Origin of the sequence: Brevundimonas vesicularis, from assembly GCF_032067225.1 — a bacterium.
In the GTDB taxonomy this organism is placed as follows: domain Bacteria; phylum Pseudomonadota; class Alphaproteobacteria; order Caulobacterales; family Caulobacteraceae; genus Brevundimonas; species Brevundimonas vesicularis_F.
Window position 1 is genome coordinate 35,783 of the sequence record NZ_DAMBJX010000002.1, and the last position, 16,217, is coordinate 51,999.

Consider the following 16,217-nt stretch of genomic DNA (forward strand, 5'->3'; position numbering starts at 1 on the left):
CTAGCTTTCACCGATTTGGGGCCGCCGCAAGGCCGAGCTAGTGGCCGAGACCCAGATAGACGATGGCCGCGAAGAACAGGCCGACCACGATGTTGCAAAACACCAACAGAGCGATCGTCCGCCACAGGGCCGAGAACCAGGACAGCGAATAGGCGCCTTTCATCTGGGCGAACACATGCACGGGCACGGCCAGCAGCCCCAGTGGAATGACGATGGCGCCCAGCCACCCTGCGATCGTCGCCGACAGCACCATCAGCATCAGCAGCATGGCCATGAAGGTCAGCGAGTACAGAACGAACACCCCGTGGTCGTAAAGGGTGAAGCCCCGCTTCCACAGGAACAGCAGGGCCACGAACGGGATCGACAAGGGCACCAGCAGGAAGGCGAACTTGTACACCGTCTGCTGAAACTTATAAACCGCCAGGTCCGGGTTCTGCAGCTTCTTCAGCACGGTGGCGCCGATGCCGTGGCCTTCCTTCTTGGCATCCTTGCCCATGACCTTCAGCTTGGTCTCGCCGCTCTCGCCGGTCGCCATGTCCTTGATCCCGGCTTGCCAGCTGCCGGGCTTCAGACCGTCGGCGCGGCCGTCGCGCTGCTCGATCTCCAGCCGGGCCAGGGCCGCGCGGCGGTCGTCGACCAGCTTCTGTCCGGCGTTGATCGCCATCTGCATCGTCGGGTCCGGCTGGGCGCCGCTTTCGGCCCGCATCTGGACCAGGGCCTTTTCGGCCTCGGCCAAGCCGACGCGCTGAGACGCGATCCGTTCGCTCATCTCCGCCGCCTCGCCGGACTTGGATTCCGGATGCGGCATGAAGCTGAGCGCGAAGAACATCACGAACAGGGTGAACAGGAAGATCGCCAGCGGCGAGACGTAGCGCGTGCGTTTGCCCTCGACCCACTCGCGCGTCAGTCGGCCGGGGTTCAGCCACAGCAGCGGCAGAGTGCGCCAGATGCGGGCGTCGAAATGCATGACCCCGTGCAGCAGCTCTTCGCCTAGATGCAGCAGGCTGCGATGGACGTGCGTCGGCTGGCCGCAGTTTGCGCAGAAGTTCCCGCTCGTTTCCGCCCCGCAGTCGGAACAGACGCCGTGGGCGTGGGCCTCGCCGGCCTTGCCCGTCGGCTTTTCAATCGCGCCTGCGACCAGTCCGGCCGTGACGACGGCGCCCGCCCCTTCGATATCCATCCGCTGATCCCCCGATCCCTGTGACGACGTATCTGCCGCCGGCCCGGCGTCAGGACAAGCGCGGAAACGAAAAGAGGCGCCGACCCTGCGGCCGGCGCCTCCTTCAGATCAGCCGATCAGCCGGTCGTCAGCGCGGCGCGCCCGAGACGATAGCGGTGTGGGCGTTGCGGTTGCGGGCGAAGGCGTCCTCGTTCGAACCCTCCGCGATCGGACGCTCCTTGCCGAAGCTGATGGTGTCGATCCGGCCGGCCGGAATGCCCCGGTTGATCAGATAGGTGCGCACCGATTCCGCACGGCGGGCGCCCAGCGCCAGATTGTATTCACGCGTACCGCGTTCGTCGGCGTTGCCTTCGATGCGGATCGTCACGGACGGATAGCGCTGCAACCACTGAGCCTGGGCGTCCAGGCGCGGCATGGCCTCGGGACGGACCTCATAGGAGTCCAGGTCGAAGTAGATGCGGTCGCCAACGTTGACGACGAAGTCCTGTTCGGTGCCCGGCGCGGCCGAACCCATGTTTCCGCCGGTCACCGGACCGGTCGGCGCGGTCGGATAGGCCGGGCCCGTCGGTTGCGTCGTGCCGTCGTTCGGACCGGGCACGCCGGTCTCGACCGGGGGCTTTCGGGTGCAGGCGGCCATGGCGGCGACGGCGCAGCCGACCATCGCCAGTTTGAGAATGCGGGAAGTCTTCATGGGGTCGTCTCCTGACGTATCGTTTCTGGCAAGGGGCGGGCCTCAAGCTTGGCTTTACTGTCTGCCTCGGCCGATTTTTCGACGCTAGAGGCGATAACGCACAGTTGAGCTTTAAGGCTCCGACGGTGTCGGTGCGGCGTTTAGGCGGGGCAGCTGTCGGCGCCCTGGTTCACGCCCAGATTGCTCGGGCCACGATCGAGCAGCGGCGACCAGGCCGGGTCGGTCCCGCGTCCGTTATAGCCCGCCTGCGACACCACGCGCCCCGACAGGTCCACGGTCCACAGACGCGTGTCCCCGCCCGGCGTCTGGCGCGCAAACATCACGTATCGGCCGTTCGGCGCCCAGTTCGGGCCTTCCTCGAAATAGCTGGACGACAGGATGCGCTCGCCCGAGCCGTCGGCGTTCATCACCCCGGTCGAGAACCGGCCGCCACCCTGTTTGGTGAAGGCGATCAGATTGCCGGTCGGGCTCCAGGACGGGGCGGTATAGATCCCGCCGCCGCGCGAGATCGGCCGCTGGCCCGATCCGTCCGACCGCATGACATACAGGCGCGCCGAACCCGAACGGTCCGAGGTGAAGACGATCTGGCTGCCGTCCGGACTGAACGACGGCGAGGTGTCGATGCCCGGGTCGCTGGTCAGGCGCGTGATCTGGCGGCTGCGCAGATCCATCACATAGACGTCGGTGTTGCCGCCCCGGATGATCGAAAACGCAATCTTGTTGCCGTCGTTGGAGAAACGCGGCGCCAGCACCTGACCGTCGAACTCGCCCAGGCTCTCGCGCCGGCCGGTCGTCAGATTATACAGGTAGATGCGGCTATAATCCTTGCCCAGCGCCACATATGTGATCTCGTCCGGCTGCGACAGCGAGAAGCGCGGCGACATGATCACCTCGTCGCCTTGCGTCAGATAGGTCGGGTTGAACCCGTCCTGGTCGGCGATGGTCAGGCGGTTGATCCGGTTCAGCTGCGTGCCCTCCTCGGACACGAAGATCACGCGGGAATCGAAGAAGCCGGCCTCGCCGGTCATGCGCTGATAGATGACATCGGAAATCTTGTGCGCGATCCGGCGCCATTGCTCCTGGGTCGCGGTGAACTGATAACTGACCAGCTGGCACTGGCGGTAGGGATCATAGAGGCGGAAGCCGACGTCCAGCCTCCCGTCGCCGCGCGTCGTCACCCCGCCGTACAGCACCGCCTGCGCCCCGATCTGGGTCCACTGAGGGAAGTTCGGCGCATTGGCCAGCGTCAGCCCGGTCTCGATGAAGCTGGACGGGTTCAGCGGCTCGAAGAAGCCCGACCGCTTCAGATTGGCGCTGACCACATTGGAAATGTCCGACCCGTGCGTCCCGGCGAACGGCACCACCGCAATCTGAAGCGGGCGCAGCACGCCCTGATCGATCTCGACCTCGACCGGCTGGTTCTGCTGAGGCGTCTGCGCCGCCGTCGTCAGAGGAGCCGCCATCGCGACAGCCGCCACGGAGGCCAGAAGAAGGTTCAGACGCATCAGATGCTCCCATAAATCTCGAAGGATCGCCGCCCCTTATCGCCGGGCCGTTCGACTTTCGCCAGCTTCACGGGGAATAGGGCGACATTCGGGACGGGAGCGATCATTGATGCGTGATGCGTGATGCATTATCTTACAGCCATGCGCACTACACTCGCCATCGACGACGACGTGCTGAACGCCGCACGGGCCATCGCGGTTCAGACCCGAACCTCTGTGGGCGAAGTCATTTCCGATCTTGCGCGCCGCTCGATCACACAGGCCAAGCCGGACACGTCGCCCGAGTTCCGCAACGGCATTCGTCTCCTACCGCACCGCAAGGGCGCTGTGGTGACGACCGAACAGATCAACGCTCTGCGCGATGAGCTGCCTTGATCGCGCTTTTGGACGTCAGCGTCCTGATCGCATTGATCGATCCAGCCCATACCGAGCATCTCACCGCCCACGCCTGGTTCGCAAATGAGCATCAGGCTGGTTGGGCGACCTGCCCGCTGACCGAAAACGGCGTGCTTCGAATCCTCAGCAATCCGAAATATCCAAACTCGCCGGGCGCGCCTGCGCAGGTGTTGCCCGCGCTTCATTCCTTGCTGAGCCAACCCGGCCATGTGTTCTGGCCCGACGACATCAGTCTGCTGAGCGACCGTTTGATCGCGCAGGATCGCCTGCTCACCTCGGGCCAGTTGACGGATACCTATCTGCTGGCCTTAGCCGTCTCGAACGGCGGGCGGCTGGCCACGTTCGACCGACGCCTGGCGCCCGACGCGGTGAAGGGCGGCAAGGCTGCCCTGCATCTCATAACGGCCTGACGCTCAGCGATTGCGGCACGCCCTTTCGGTGTTGAAGGTCGGGCGATAGACACCGCCGGGGAAGCCCTGCGGCACGTCGAAGGGCGCGGTCTGGCGCAGGGCGCGCAGGGCGCCGTCGGCGGCGGCGCGGTAGACGTTCGACGACTGGGCGTTGATCAGGCTGGGCCCGCGCGTGATCCGTCCATCGGCCGACAGGGTCAGCTCGACCTGGATGCGCAGCTGGTCCGCGCCGGGGATGTCGCAGGGCAGAATCCAGTTCGGATAGACCTGATTGAAGATGGCCGTGATCTGCGGCCCTGTGGCCTGGGACGCCGCGCCCGCCCCCTGCTGCCCCGTCGCCGGTCGGCCGCGATTGTTGGTCGGGCGCGTCGGTCCGGCCAGGGCGTCCAAATCCAGGCTCGGCTCGGTGCGCTGGGACGCCGGGCGGGCGGGCGCGGGCGTCGCCGGGCGCGGGGTCGGCTGGGCCTTGGTCGGCGGCGCCGGCGTCGGCGGCTGGGGTCGAGGCGTCGGACGCGGCGGCGTCGGGGTCGGCGTGGGCTTCGGCGTCGGCGCGGGCGTCGGGGCCGGGCGCGGCGGCGTGGGCCGCGGCGGCGTCGGGGTCGGGCGCGGTTGGGGTTGCGGCGGCGTCGGCTCGGGCGTCGGCGGCACGGGATCGGGCTGCCGCGCCGGGGCGGTCGCCGCGTCGTCGGGCGAGGGTTCGGGCTGCGGATTGTCCGCCGGCGCCGCCTGGATCACCTCCTCCGAGACGATGGTCACCGGCACCGAGGCGACCAGCGGCGTCTCGTCCTCGTCCGTCTTGTGCGACACCATCACGAAGGCGAGCGCGACCACCCCGGCGTGCAGGGCGAGCGATCCGAGGATGGCGGGGCTCGGCCGACGCAAAGAATTCAGGCCTCCGGCGCCGTGTCGGTGATCAGGTTCAGCTTGGTGAAGCCCGAGGCGCTCAATCGCGCCATCACCCGCGCCACCGCCTGATAGGGCGCGCGCCCGTCGGCCCGCACGAACACCGGCCGCTCGGCCGCCTTGTCGGCGCCGCCCGCCTCGGTCAACAGGCGCGTGGACAGGACGTCGAAAGCCGTCTCGCTGTCGCCGACGAAGATCGCGCCCTGCTGGTCGATGCTGACCGACAGGGGTTCGGACTTGATCTCGACTGCGCTGGCCTCGGTCTTGGGCAGTTCAACCGGCACGCCCACCGTCAGCAACGGCGCCGAGATCATGAAGATGATCAGCAGCACCAGCATCACGTCCACCAGGGGCGTGACGTTGATCTCGGTCAGAGGCCCTTTACGCCCCCTGCGCCCTCGACGCCCGCCGCCGCTCGCACCACCACCCAGGGCCATGGCTCAGACGCCCCGCTTCAGGCTGAGGTCGCTGGACGGCGGGGGCGGAGGCGGCGGAGCCGACGGGCTGCCCAGGCGGCGCGCCACGGCGGCCTGCAAGTCGTCGGCGAAGGCCTCCAGCCGCCCCGTGAACTTGCCCGCGTCGATCGAGAACTTGTTGTAGGCGATATAGGCCGGGATGGCCGCCGCCAGGCCGATGGCCGTGGCGAACAAGGCCTCCGCGATCGCCGGCGCCACCGTCGTCAGATTGGTGTTGCCCGCCGCCGCGATCCGCCCGAACGCATTCATGATGCCCCACACCGTGCCGAACAGGCCGATGAAGGGCGAAGCGGTGGCCACCACCGACAGCACGCCCAGGCCGTTCTCGATCCGCTGGCCCTCGCGCGAGATCAGGCTGTTCATCGCCTTGTCGATCCGCACCAGCAGCAGGTCGCCCTGGTGCTCGTTCAACGCCCCGCGCTGACGCGCCTCGCGCCAGTCCGACAGGGCGATCACCAGCATGCGCGGCAGGGCGTGGTCCGGATCCGGCCCCGCCTGCGACGCCACCTCTTCCAGCGACCGGCCGGACTGAACCGACTTTTCGAACTCGTCGGCGCGCTTGTTCAGCGCCGTGAACCGCACCGCCTTGTCGATGATGATCGTCCACGACCAGATCGAGGCCGCCGCCAGCCCGATCATCACGCTCTTGACCACCCAGTCGGCGGTAAGGAACAGCTCGACCGGGTTCATCATCGCGGCGTCGACAGGCGTGGTCATTCAGGCGCTCCGGGCGGAATCGAGATCGTCACGTCCCCTCTTCGACCGAGCGGACGTGACCATTGTGTGGCGTCCGGCCCGTTTAGCCCCGACCCGTCCGCCCGTCATCTGACAGGCGCGTCATAAGGGTTAACAGCAGATTACTCGGACGCCGTCCGCCGCGCGTTCGGATCGACCGCGACAGAGACCGGGGCGCCGACGCTGATGATGACGCCCTCGTGGCCTTCCTTGGCGATGGAATAGGTGGCGGCGTCCTTCAGCAGTTGCTCCTCGCACTGGCGATCGCCCGCCCGGCCCAGTTCGGCGCAGCCGCGCTTGGCCGCGTCGGTCCAGCCCAGGACGCGGCGCGTCGCCGCCTCGGCCCGCTTGATCGCCGCCTCGTCTTCTGCAGCGGCCTGCGCGATCAGGGCCTGGCGCGCGCCCTGCTGGTATTGCAGCTCGGCCTGGCCCGCCATCTTGCGTTCCCAGACCTTGTAATAGGGACAGCCCACCAGCCCGCCGCCGACCAGCAGCACGAACAGCAGGATCGTGACGATCATCGCGCTGGCGGACATCTTGTAGGTTTCTGCGGCCATGACGTTTCCCCCTCGTTGGCGCGATCCTAGTCGCCGGTCCCGCCGGCCGCCAGCCACGGCGTGACCTTCTCGACCAGCCCCTTCGACGGCCGTCGCGGCCGCCCGTCCAGATGAATGCACACCGCCGTCACCTCGGCCCGGCACAGCACCTCACCGGCCCGCTCCACGCTCTGGCGGATGATCAGCCGCACGCCCTTCACCTGCTCGTAAACGGTGCGCACCACCAAGGCGTCGTCGATCCGCGCGGGCTTCAAATATTTGATGTTCAGCTCGGACACCACGAAGGCCAGCGGCTCGGCCTCCTCCAGCAGATCGGCGTGCCCCACACCGATGGCGCGCAGGAAATCGGACCGCCCCCGCTCGAAATAGCGCACATAGTTGGCGTGATAGACTAGGCCGGTGAAATCGGTGTCCTCGTAATAGACGCGCACCGGCAACAGGTGATCGCGCCCCTCGAAACGGCCGGCTGTGGGTTGGTCGATGGTCATGGACGGACTTTAGCGCACCACCTGCGATCCCGGCCTCTCCAAAAATCCGGGGCAGTAGCTTTGGCGCATTTCGCGAAACTCGGTCGGCAGGGGGTCGTCGCTGAACAGGATGCGATTGGGGATGGAGACAAAGCCCACCGCAGGACCGCCCGCGACGCGCCCGACATAGCCGCATACCGATCGCCTTTCGCCGTTCTCGGCGTAGCGCAGCTCGGCGCCGCGCCCCGCCTGGGTGCGGATTTGGCGCATCACCCGCGCATCGGCCGCCTCGGGCGACGGGGTATTCGACGGCTGCATCAGCACCCAGACGCCGACCGCGCACAGGGCGAGAACCAGCGCCGCCGCAATTATCAGGCGCTGCTGAAGCGGGCTGCGATGGCGCATCACCCTCATGCGGCGGGCGCATCCAGGGTGAAGTCCAGCGGCGTGTCGGCGGCGGGCAGGCAGGTCCGATCCACCGGCTTGGACGGATCACGCAGGAAATCGCGCGCCAACTTGCGCGTGCAGGGGCTGGCGTTGATGACGCCGTGGGTCGCATTGGTCACGATCACCACCTGGCTGTTCGCATAGCCCTTGGCGGCGGCCTCGGTCAGCGGCGGCGGGCAGCCTGGATCGATCTCGGCGGCGACGAACAGGGTCGGGATGTCGGTCTGGACGGGCAGATTCTCGATCGGCAGCGCCGGCCGTTCACCCACCGCCGCGCAGACGTCGAACAGCCGCGACAGCGACGGGACCAGCACCTCGGCGACCGGATCGCCCGCCGCCCCGGCCGCCAGCCGCGCCTTGGACTCGAACGGCAGTTCTTCCTTGCACAGGTGGGCCATGTGCTGACCCTCGAAATAATAGGTGCGATCTTCGGCGATCTCCGCGACCGGCGTCAGGTCGCCGGCGATGATCTTGTCCAGATCGACCGGCAGGCTGCGCACCCCCGTCGCGCTATAGGTCGTGTCCATCAGAAAGGCCGACAGGTCGTCGACGTTGAAGGTGCGCCCGTCCTTGCCCTTCACCGGCCCGGCCAGCCATTTGCGCGCCTCGGCCTCGAACCGCGCCTGAAGGTCCGGATGCTGCGCCGCGCAGGCCGCCTGGGCCGCGCATTTAGCCAGGATGATTTTCACCGCCGCCGAGACCTGTTCGGGCGTGCCGACGGCCCAGTTGCCCTCGGGCGGCCAGGGGCTGTCCATCACGGCGGCGCGCACGATCTGGGGCTGGTGTGTGATCACCGCCGCCTCGATGCGCGGCCCGTACGATCCGCCCCACAGGTCGATCTTGGCCAGACCCAGGGCCTGGGCCATGTCCTTCACATCGTCTGCGATGGCGGCGGCGTTGTACTGGTTCAGGTCGATCCCTTGCGCCTGATAGCCCTTCAGACAGGCGATCAGCCCGTCGCGGTCCTTGTCGGACGGCGGCCCCGCATCGGTCAGTTCGACGCCCGGACAGTCCATCGACGGGTTGCTCGCCCCGCCGCCCCGCTGGTCGAACAGGATCACGTCCTGATCCACCGCAAAGGCCTCCGGATTGCGACGCAGCGCCGCCAGCATCCGCCCCGCCCCCGGCGTCAGGGCCCCGCCCGGTCCGCCGTGGAACATCACCATCGGCGGCAGCGCCTGACCCGCGGCGTCCTTGTAGGGCGCGCTGGCCTTGAAGATGACCACCGCGATGTCGATGCGCCGGTCGCTGACCGAGCCGTCGCGCGCCTCGTCCACCGTCAGGGTCCCGCACCGCACCTCGCGCAGGCCCGTCGGCCAATCACTGGGACAGGCCTTGTCGGTGAAGACGGGGGCCGCCGCTCGCGCAGGCGGCGCCAGACTGGTCAGGCCGGCCGCAAACGCCATCACGGCCAGGGTGCGCAGGATCATGGGACGACGGCTCCAGTTCGCCCCCAGCAAACCCCCGCCCGCCCCGCTTGGCAACGCCTATTGCAGTTTACGCCGTGTGCTTCTTGCGCGCCGCTTCCGTCAGCGCATCCGCCATCCGCTCGCGCCAGTCTTCCCCTTCGTCAGCAAAGGCGCGGATGGTGGCGGCGGGTAGTCTTAACTCCACCTCTCGCTCGGCGTCGAATTGGGCATATAGGTCGGGCAGCACGTCTCGTAGAGGCTGTGCCTTGGCGAAGTCCTCATCGGTCCATTCCGGATTGTCCAGATCGTCGATCTCGACATCCTCGTAATCGCTTGGATCAAGGCTGAGTTTGGGATCAGCCATAGCGTTTGCTCTCCTTGGCGTTTGCGCGCCGCAGACTGATGGCTCTCAACGTCCCGTCTCGAAAGGTGAAAGCCAGCATATGCAGCCGCCCATCCAGCATACCATAGGCTCGCCATCGTTGCTCACCGTAATCTTGGCGGTCATCGGCGAGGATGTGGGCGGCGCGAAGATCGATCTCGCTCGCCCGCTCAAGCGACAGCCCGTGCTTCTCGCGATTGCTCGCATCCTTGCCTGGATCGAAGGCGACCTTCATTCAAAAAGGTCGCCGGGCACGGGTCCGGCGGAGGGTTGCGCCGGCGCGCTGAGGCCCAGATGCGCATAGGCCTTGGCGCAGGCCATGCGGCCGCGCGGCGTGCGCATGATGAAGCCCTGTTGCAGCAGATAGGGTTCGATCACGTCCTCGACCGCATCGCGCGCCTCGGCGATGGCGGCCGCCAAGGTGTCCATCCCGACCGGCCCGCCGCCATAGTTCTCGATCAGCGCCTTCAGGAACCGTCGGTCCAGGCTGTCCAGCCCGGCCTCGTCCACTTCCAGCCGCGCCAGCGCCCGCGCCGCCACCAGTTTGGAGATCGTCTCCGCTCCTTCGGCCGAGGCGAAATCCCGCACCCGGCGCAGCAGGCGCCCGGCGATCCGAGGCGTTCCCCGCGCCCGCGACGCGATCTCGCGCGCGCCGGCCTCGTCGATGGCTGCGCCCATTTTGCGCGCCGTGCCGCGCACCACCGCCGTCAGTTCGTCGGGGGTGTAGAACTCCAGTCGCAGCGGAATGCCGAACCGGTCCCTGAGCGGCGTAGCCAACAGGCCCGCCCGCGTCGTCGCCCCCACCAGCGTGAACGGTGCCAGGTCGATCCGCACCGAGCGCGCCGACGGCCCCTCGCCGATGATCAGGTCCAGCACATGATCCTCCATGGCCGGATACAGGATCTCCTCGACCTGGGGGCTTAAGCGGTGGATCTCGTCGATGAACAGGACGTCGCGCGGTTCCAGATTGGTCAGGATCGCCGCCAGATCGCCCGCCTTGGCCAGGATCGGCCCGGAGGTCGCCCGGAACCCCACGCCCAGCTCGCGCGACACGATCTGCGCCAGCGTCGTCTTGCCCAGTCCCGGCGGTCCGAACAGCAGCACATGGTCCAGCGCCTCGGCCCGCCCGCGCGCCGCATCGATGAAGACCTTCAGGTTACCCTTGGCCTGCGACTGGCCGACGAACTCCGACAACGTCTGCGGCCGCAGCGCGCGATCGAAGGATTCGCCGGTCTCGGCCTCGGGGGAGATGACGCGGGTCATGTCGATGCGGCTCTCATCGGCCCAACTCCTGCAGCGCCGCGCGGATCACCGCCGACAGCTCCGCCTCTTCGCCCAGACGGATCAACGCCTGATCCACGGCCCGGCGCGCATTGACCTCGGCGACGCCCAGTCCAAGCAGGGCCGACACGGCCTCGCCGGTGATGGACGGAACCGGCGGTGCGATCTCGACGTGCATGCCGGGTGCGACAGGCGCAAAACTGACGTCACCCAAGGGCTTGCCCTTCAGCTCGGTCACGATCCGCAGCGCCAGCTTCGGTCCCACCCCGTTGGCCCGCGCCACCGCCGCCTTGTCCTCGCGCGCCACCGCCGACGCCAGTTCGCCGGGCGGCAGGACGTCCAGCACCGCCAGCGCCGCCTTGGGCCCCACGCCCTGAATGGCCAGCAGGGTCGTAAACGCCCGCCGCTCATCGCGCGTCAGAAATCCATACAGGCGCGGCCCCGCATCCTCGCTCCACTGCGAATGGACATGCACCGTCGCCTCATCGCCCGGCGCGGGCAGCCGCCCCAGCGTCCGCGCCCCGCACGACACGACATAGCCCACGCCGGCGCAGTCGATCAGGCATTCCGCCTCGCCGACCTCGGCCAGCACGCCTCTCAACCGCCCGATCACGCCGCCCCCCGGTGCATCGCTTCCAGCAAGGACCGCTTCCTGAGCTGCGCATGGGTGATCGCGACGGCCAGGGCGTCGGCCGCATCCGCCTTCACGTCGCCCGCGGTCGGCAGCAGCCGTTTGACCATGAAGGCGATCTGGCTCTTGTCCGCATGGCCTGCGCCCACCACCGCCTTCTTGATCAGGTTCGGCGAATATTCCGCCACCGTCAGACCCGCCTTGGCCGGCGCCAGCATCACCGCCGCCCGCGCATGACCCAGCTTCAGCGTCGAGGACGGGTTCACATTGACGAACACTTCTTCCACCGCCGCCTCCTCGCAGCCGTGGTCGGCGCAGATCGTCCCCAACGCCTCGAACAGATGCAGCAGCCGCTCGCTGAACGGCGCGGTCTCGGGCGGGGCCACCACCCCGTGCGCCACCCACCTCAGGCGCGCGCCGTCGGACACGACGACCCCCCAGCCGGTGCGTCGCAGACCGGGGTCCAGGCCGATGATTCTGACAGGTTCGTTCGCCATCCGTTCCCCTCATGCCGCAAAGAGGGTTATCGGGCAATGAACGGTTTCAGTCGTCGCGCGGGTCCAGGCTGTAGGCGACCACGCCCGGTATGGCGCACAGCTGTTCCGCCAGCCGCTTCAGCTGGCCTTCCTCGGCGGCCTTCAATCGCCAGGTCCGTCGAATGGTCTGTCCATCGATCAGCTCGAACCGGTCGTGTCGCGCGTCCGCGTCTATGGCTTTCAGCGCCGCCTCGATCGCCGGCTCCGGCGACGCCTCGCGCCGTTCCCAGCACACTTCGGCGTCCACCACCGTGCGCGCGGGCAAACGCCCGTTGATCAGCCTCAAGCCGATCAGGATCAGCGCCGTGACCACCGTCGCCGCCGTCCCCAGCGCATAGAGCCCTGCCCCGAACAGAATGCCGATCGCCGATGTGATCCACAGCGACGCCGCCGTGGTCAGCCCGTGGATCGAAAATCCGGTGCGGAAGATCACCCCGGCGCACAGGAACCCGATCCCCGTCAGCACGCCGTGCGCCATCCGCGTCGGGTCTGTGACGATGTTCTCGTCGGGCAGGGCGCGGAACGCCCAGTCGGCCTGCGACATGGCCGCCAGCATCAGCAGGGCCGACGCCAGGCTGACCAGGATGTGCGTTCTCAGGCCCGCCGCCCGCCCCCGCCATTCGCGCTCGAAGCCGATGACCCCGCCCGCGATCACCGCGCCGAGGATCGGCAGGACGGCGCCTTCCAGACTACCCAGATTCATCCGCGCTCAACGACGGGCCGAGCGCGGATGTTCCTTGGACGGACGATGCTGCGACATCGTGGTCGCAGCGACCGCCTCAGCCGTGCTTTTCGATATAGGTCTCGGGGTCCTTGTTCACCGGCTTGACGCCGGTGATGTACTCGGCCTCGAAGGCGGCGAACTTGACCGCCAGCTCATGGCGCGTCTCGACGTCGGCGTTCATGCGGAAGTCGGTCAGCCCCTGCCGCTCTTCCTCGCCCATGTGTTTGGAGTTGACGACGTTGGCCTCGCCCACGGCGTCGAACCAGGCCTTGGTGCCGACCTTGTGCTTTTCGACCGCTTTGACCGCGTCGCGCAGCTTGTTGTGGTCCTCAATGGCGTCCTCGGTCTCGCCCTCGACCGTGCCGTCCTCGGCGTCATTGGCGCCCTCGCCCTGCTTCAGCAGCTCGGGATAGAAGAACCGTTCCTCGGCCTCGGCGTGCACATCCAGGAACGCCGACAACCGCGACCAGACGGCGCTCAGCGCATCGGTGTCCTTGGGGTCGATCTGTTCGATGATCGCAAACAGCCGACGCTGTTCGGCATGGTCGTCGAGGATCAGCTGGGTGATGTCCATAGGGGGCTCCAGGCGTAACGGTGAAGCCTCGTTACGCCCGGCGCACGACCCGGTTCCGTGCGAACGACTCGCGGTCGTTCGGGATCAGCCCGCGTACTTGGCCGCGTCCTCGTCGGAGATGTCCTCGTTGGAATAGACCGCCGACACGTCGTCCTCGGCGTCCAGCGCGTCCAGCAGCTTGAACAGGGTGCCGACGGCCTCACCGGTCACCGGCACTTCGGACTGCGGCTTCCACACGATGGCGGTGGACTTGGGATCGCCCAGCACCTTGGACATGGCCTCGGCCACGTCGTTCAGGTCCTCGAAGGCTGTCCAGATCGTGTGGCCCGGCGCGTCCTCATAGATGTCGGGTTTGACCAGGTCGCTCTCGACGTCCTGGGCGCCGGCCTCGATGGCGGCCTCCATGACGGCGTCTTCCGAACCGGCCTCGGCGGCGTAGGTGATCTTGCCCACCTTGTCCCACATGAAGGCGACCGAGTTCATCTCGCTCAGGGCGCCGCCGTTCTTCTTGAAGGCCGCGCCGATGTTGGACGCCGCCCGATTGCGGTTGTCGGTCAAAGCTTCGACGATGATGCCCACGCCGCCCGGACCCCGGCCCTCGTAGCGGACCTCTTCCATCGTATCGACGTCGCCGCCGGCGGCCTTGTTGATGGCGCGCTGGATCACGTCCTTGGGCAGGCTTTCGGCCTTGGCGTTGTTGACCGCCAGGCGCAGGCGCGGGTTCGCCGCCGGATCCGGCAGGCCCGACTTGGCCGCCACGGTGATGTCGCGCGACAGTTTGGAGAACAGCTTGGAGCGCTGCGCATCGGCGCGCCCCTTGCGGTGCATGATGTTCTTGAATTTCGAGTGGCCGGCCATGGGATCGTCTTTGAGCGTTCTGAACCTGAGCCGCGCCTCCTAAACGAAGAGCGGCATCCTGTCACGATACGCCGATCGGGGGCGACAGGGGTGGAACCTGTACCGTTTGGGCGTATTGATCCGGGCAAGACAGACGGAGCGTAAAGCCATGACCGCAGACGACACCATCTATGAAGCCGAAGGCTATATGGACGAGGACCTGCACGAGGCCGACATTGTCGAGTGGTACGAAGCCCGCCCGGTGACCGTCTCCACCGCCGTCGCCACCGGCGCCATCGTCACAGCCTTCACCCTGGGCGCCCTGACCGCCGTCGGCGCCCTGTTCCTGATCGGCCGTCTGGACGACTGAGGCCCTAGACGCTCAGGCGTAAGGCCAGGGCCGCCAGGGCGACGCCCAGGACCGGCAGGGTGAGCACCACGCCCACCTTGAAATAATAGCCCCACCCGATCTTCACGCCCTTTCGCGCCAGGACGTGCAGCCACAGCAATGTGGCCAAGGAGCCGATGGGCGTCATCTTCGGCCCCAGGTCGCTACCGATGACATTGGCGTAGATCATCGCCTCCCTCGCCGCGCCGGTCGCGCCCGAGGCGTCGATCGACAGGGCGCCGATCAGGACTGTCGGCATATTGTTGGCGATGGCCGACAGGAAGGCGGTCAGGAACCCGGTTCCGAAGGCCGCGCCCCAGACCCCGCCCTGCGCGAAGCCGTCCAGCAGGCCCGCGATCTGGCGTGTCAGGCCGGCGTTGCCCAGCCCATAGACGACCAGATACATCCCCAAAGAGAAGATCACGACCTGCCACGGCGCCTCGCGCAGCACCTTCGTCGTGCTGATGACCGCGCCGCGGCCCGCCACGACCAACAGGACGACCGCCCCCGTCGCGGCGACGGCGGACACCGGCACCCCTCGCGGTTCCAGCACGAAGAAGCCGATCAGCAGATACGCCAGGATGATCCAGCCCCACAGGAAGGTCGCGCGATCCTTGATCGCGCTGGACGGCGCGGCTAACCGCTCCAGGTCATAGGCCTTGGGAATATCGCGCCCGAACACCACGAACAGCACGATCAGCGTCGCGGCGATGCTCGCCAGGTTCACCGGCGCCATGACCGCCGCATAGCGGTCGAAGCCGATGTCGAAGAAGTCGGCCGAGACGATGTTGACCAGGTTGGACACCACCAGCGGCAGGCTGCCCGCATCCGCGATGAAGCCCGCCGCCATCACGAAGGCCAGCGTCGCCTTGGGGCCATAGCCGAGCGCCAGCAGCATGGCGATGACGATGGGCGTCAGGATCAGCGCCGCCCCGTCGTTGGCGAAGACCGCCGACACCGCCGCGCCCAGCAGGACGAACAGGACGAACAGCCGGCGCCCATGGCCGCCGCCCCATCGCCCGACATGCAGCGCCGCCCATTCGAAGAATCCGGCCTCGTCCAGCAACAGGCTGATGATGATGATCGCGACGAAGGTCGCCGTGGCGTTCCAGACGATGTCCCAGACCACGGGGATGTCGGCCAGGGTGACGACGCCCAGCAACAGCGCCGCCGCCGCACCGCCCATCGCGCTCCAGCCGATCTGCAACCCCTTCGGCTGCCAGATCACCAGGGTGATGGTGACCGCGAAGATCAGAAAGGCGACGACCATGGGCGGCTCCATCCCGGTCGAACGACGACCGCACCGCCCTCTCTAGCTTGCATGACACCATATTTCCAGTATCTTGGAATAATGGAATCCGAACCGGCTATTCTCGCGCTGGCCGCCCTGGCGCAATCCACGCGACTGGACGCCTTCCGGTTGCTGGTCCGCCATGCGCCGGAAGGCCTGCCGGCCGGAGAGATCGCGGACCGGCTCGCCGTTCCGACCAATACGATGTCGGCGCATCTGGGCGTGCTGTCGCGCGCCGGACTGATTGCGTCTCAGAGGCGCAGCCGGTCGATCATCTACCGGGCCGATCTGGATCGACTGGGCGAGGTCGTGCTGTTCCTGCTCAAGGACTGCTGCCAGGGCCGCGCCGAGCTTTGCCAACCCTTGCTGGCCGAACTGGCCCCCTGTTGCGACTGAG

Annotated in this window: 23 protein-coding genes; 4 read left to right on the forward strand and 19 right to left on the reverse strand. The window is 67.5% G+C overall.

Features of this window, described 5'->3' with window-relative positions:
- Positions 1-37: 37 nt before the first annotated feature.
- The 3 genes from RT123_RS00755 to tolB form a co-directional block, all read right to left on the reverse strand.
- The gene (locus tag RT123_RS00755) at positions 38-1,180 is read right to left on the reverse strand and encodes a DUF3667 domain-containing protein (RefSeq protein ID WP_313007038.1); all 1,143 of its coding nucleotides are present in this window, start codon (positions 1,178-1,180) and stop codon (positions 38-40) included.
- Between the two features lie 127 nt (positions 1,181-1,307).
- On the reverse strand, positions 1,308-1,871 hold the full coding sequence (gene pal, locus RT123_RS00760) for a peptidoglycan-associated lipoprotein Pal (RefSeq protein ID WP_055753951.1): 564 nt from the start codon (positions 1,869-1,871) through the stop codon (positions 1,308-1,310).
- A gap of 140 nt (positions 1,872-2,011) precedes the next feature.
- Positions 2,012-3,376, reverse strand: coding sequence for a Tol-Pal system beta propeller repeat protein TolB (gene tolB, locus RT123_RS00765; protein WP_112861281.1), 1,365 nt, complete (start codon positions 3,374-3,376; stop codon positions 2,012-2,014).
- A gap of 141 nt (positions 3,377-3,517) precedes the next feature.
- Here tolB and RT123_RS00770 point away from each other — a divergent pair, with 141 nt between their 5' ends.
- Together RT123_RS00770 and RT123_RS00775 are read left to right on the forward strand one after the other, a co-directional pair.
- The gene (locus tag RT123_RS00770) at positions 3,518-3,751 is read left to right on the forward strand and encodes a hypothetical protein (protein WP_017506756.1); all 234 of its coding nucleotides are present in this window, start codon (positions 3,518-3,520) and stop codon (positions 3,749-3,751) included.
- Positions 3,748-4,182, forward strand: coding sequence for a TA system VapC family ribonuclease toxin (locus tag RT123_RS00775; RefSeq protein ID WP_112861280.1), 435 nt, complete (start codon positions 3,748-3,750; stop codon positions 4,180-4,182). The genes RT123_RS00770 and RT123_RS00775 overlap by 4 nt, the downstream gene beginning before the upstream one ends.
- A 3-nt stretch (positions 4,183-4,185) precedes the next feature.
- Here RT123_RS00775 and RT123_RS00780 read toward each other — a convergent pair whose 3' ends face one another.
- The 15 genes from RT123_RS00780 to RT123_RS00850 form a co-directional block, all read right to left on the reverse strand.
- The gene (locus RT123_RS00780) at positions 4,186-5,064 is read right to left on the reverse strand and encodes a hypothetical protein (protein WP_313007044.1); all 879 of its coding nucleotides are present in this window, start codon (positions 5,062-5,064) and stop codon (positions 4,186-4,188) included.
- Between the two features lie 5 nt (positions 5,065-5,069).
- Positions 5,070-5,522 (reverse strand): ExbD/TolR family protein, encoded by a 453-nt coding sequence (locus tag RT123_RS00785; protein WP_313007047.1) that lies wholly within the window; start codon positions 5,520-5,522, stop codon positions 5,070-5,072.
- Between the two features lie 3 nt (positions 5,523-5,525).
- Positions 5,526-6,278, reverse strand: coding sequence for a protein TolQ (tolQ, locus tag RT123_RS00790; RefSeq protein WP_313007049.1), 753 nt, complete (start codon positions 6,276-6,278; stop codon positions 5,526-5,528).
- Between the two features lie 140 nt (positions 6,279-6,418).
- Positions 6,419-6,853, reverse strand: a complete 435-nt coding sequence (locus RT123_RS00795) for a hypothetical protein (RefSeq protein ID WP_313007051.1) — start codon at positions 6,851-6,853, stop codon at positions 6,419-6,421.
- A gap of 26 nt (positions 6,854-6,879) precedes the next feature.
- A complete protein-coding gene (gene ybgC / locus RT123_RS00800; protein WP_313007053.1) occupies positions 6,880-7,341 on the reverse strand; it encodes a tol-pal system-associated acyl-CoA thioesterase in 462 nt (153 codons plus the stop codon).
- 9 nt (positions 7,342-7,350) lie between these two features.
- The gene (locus RT123_RS00805) at positions 7,351-7,725 is read right to left on the reverse strand and encodes a hypothetical protein (RefSeq protein ID WP_313007054.1); all 375 of its coding nucleotides are present in this window, start codon (positions 7,723-7,725) and stop codon (positions 7,351-7,353) included.
- 5 nt (positions 7,726-7,730) lie between these two features.
- Positions 7,731-9,197: an alpha/beta hydrolase gene (locus RT123_RS00810; RefSeq protein ID WP_313007056.1), complete on the reverse strand. Its 1,467-nt coding sequence runs from the start codon at positions 9,195-9,197 to the stop codon at positions 7,731-7,733.
- Between the two features lie 67 nt (positions 9,198-9,264).
- A complete protein-coding gene (locus RT123_RS00815; protein ID WP_313007058.1) occupies positions 9,265-9,540 on the reverse strand; it encodes a BrnA antitoxin family protein in 276 nt (91 codons plus the stop codon).
- The gene (locus tag RT123_RS00820; RefSeq protein WP_066626794.1) at positions 9,533-9,793 is read right to left on the reverse strand and encodes a BrnT family toxin; all 261 of its coding nucleotides are present in this window, start codon (positions 9,791-9,793) and stop codon (positions 9,533-9,535) included. Before RT123_RS00820 ends, RT123_RS00815 begins: the two co-directional genes overlap by 8 nt.
- Positions 9,790-10,821, reverse strand: coding sequence for a Holliday junction branch migration DNA helicase RuvB (gene ruvB, locus RT123_RS00825; RefSeq protein ID WP_153923380.1), 1,032 nt, complete (start codon positions 10,819-10,821; stop codon positions 9,790-9,792). Before ruvB ends, RT123_RS00820 begins: the two co-directional genes overlap by 4 nt.
- A 13-nt stretch (positions 10,822-10,834) precedes the next feature.
- Positions 10,835-11,452 carry a Holliday junction branch migration protein RuvA gene (gene ruvA, locus RT123_RS00830; RefSeq protein ID WP_055753941.1) on the reverse strand — a complete coding sequence of 206 codons (618 nt, stop codon included), beginning with the start codon at positions 11,450-11,452 and terminating at the stop codon, positions 10,835-10,837.
- A complete protein-coding gene (gene ruvC / locus RT123_RS00835; protein ID WP_055753940.1) occupies positions 11,449-11,967 on the reverse strand; it encodes a crossover junction endodeoxyribonuclease RuvC in 519 nt (172 codons plus the stop codon). The genes ruvA and ruvC overlap by 4 nt, the downstream gene beginning before the upstream one ends.
- A 46-nt stretch (positions 11,968-12,013) precedes the next feature.
- On the reverse strand, positions 12,014-12,709 hold the full coding sequence (locus RT123_RS00840) for an MgtC/SapB family protein (protein ID WP_313007061.1): 696 nt from the start codon (positions 12,707-12,709) through the stop codon (positions 12,014-12,016).
- Positions 12,710-12,785: 76 nt separating this feature from the next.
- Positions 12,786-13,304, reverse strand: coding sequence for a hemerythrin domain-containing protein (locus RT123_RS00845; RefSeq protein ID WP_055753938.1), 519 nt, complete (start codon positions 13,302-13,304; stop codon positions 12,786-12,788).
- Positions 13,305-13,388: 84 nt separating this feature from the next.
- On the reverse strand, positions 13,389-14,162 hold the full coding sequence (locus RT123_RS00850; protein WP_055753937.1) for a YebC/PmpR family DNA-binding transcriptional regulator: 774 nt from the start codon (positions 14,160-14,162) through the stop codon (positions 13,389-13,391).
- Positions 14,163-14,310: 148 nt separating this feature from the next.
- On the opposite strand from RT123_RS00850, the gene RT123_RS00855 reads away from it, so the two are divergent.
- Positions 14,311-14,511, forward strand: coding sequence for a hypothetical protein (locus RT123_RS00855; RefSeq protein ID WP_055753936.1), 201 nt, complete (start codon positions 14,311-14,313; stop codon positions 14,509-14,511).
- A gap of 4 nt (positions 14,512-14,515) precedes the next feature.
- On the opposite strand, the gene RT123_RS00860 is transcribed toward RT123_RS00855, so the two are convergent.
- Positions 14,516-15,799, reverse strand: coding sequence for an arsenic transporter (locus RT123_RS00860; RefSeq protein ID WP_313007064.1), 1,284 nt, complete (start codon positions 15,797-15,799; stop codon positions 14,516-14,518).
- Positions 15,800-15,880: 81 nt separating this feature from the next.
- Here RT123_RS00860 and RT123_RS00865 point away from each other — a divergent pair, with 81 nt between their 5' ends.
- Positions 15,881-16,216, forward strand: a complete 336-nt coding sequence (locus RT123_RS00865; protein ID WP_313007066.1) for a metalloregulator ArsR/SmtB family transcription factor — start codon at positions 15,881-15,883, stop codon at positions 16,214-16,216.
- The last annotated feature ends 1 nt before the right edge of the window (position 16,217 follow it).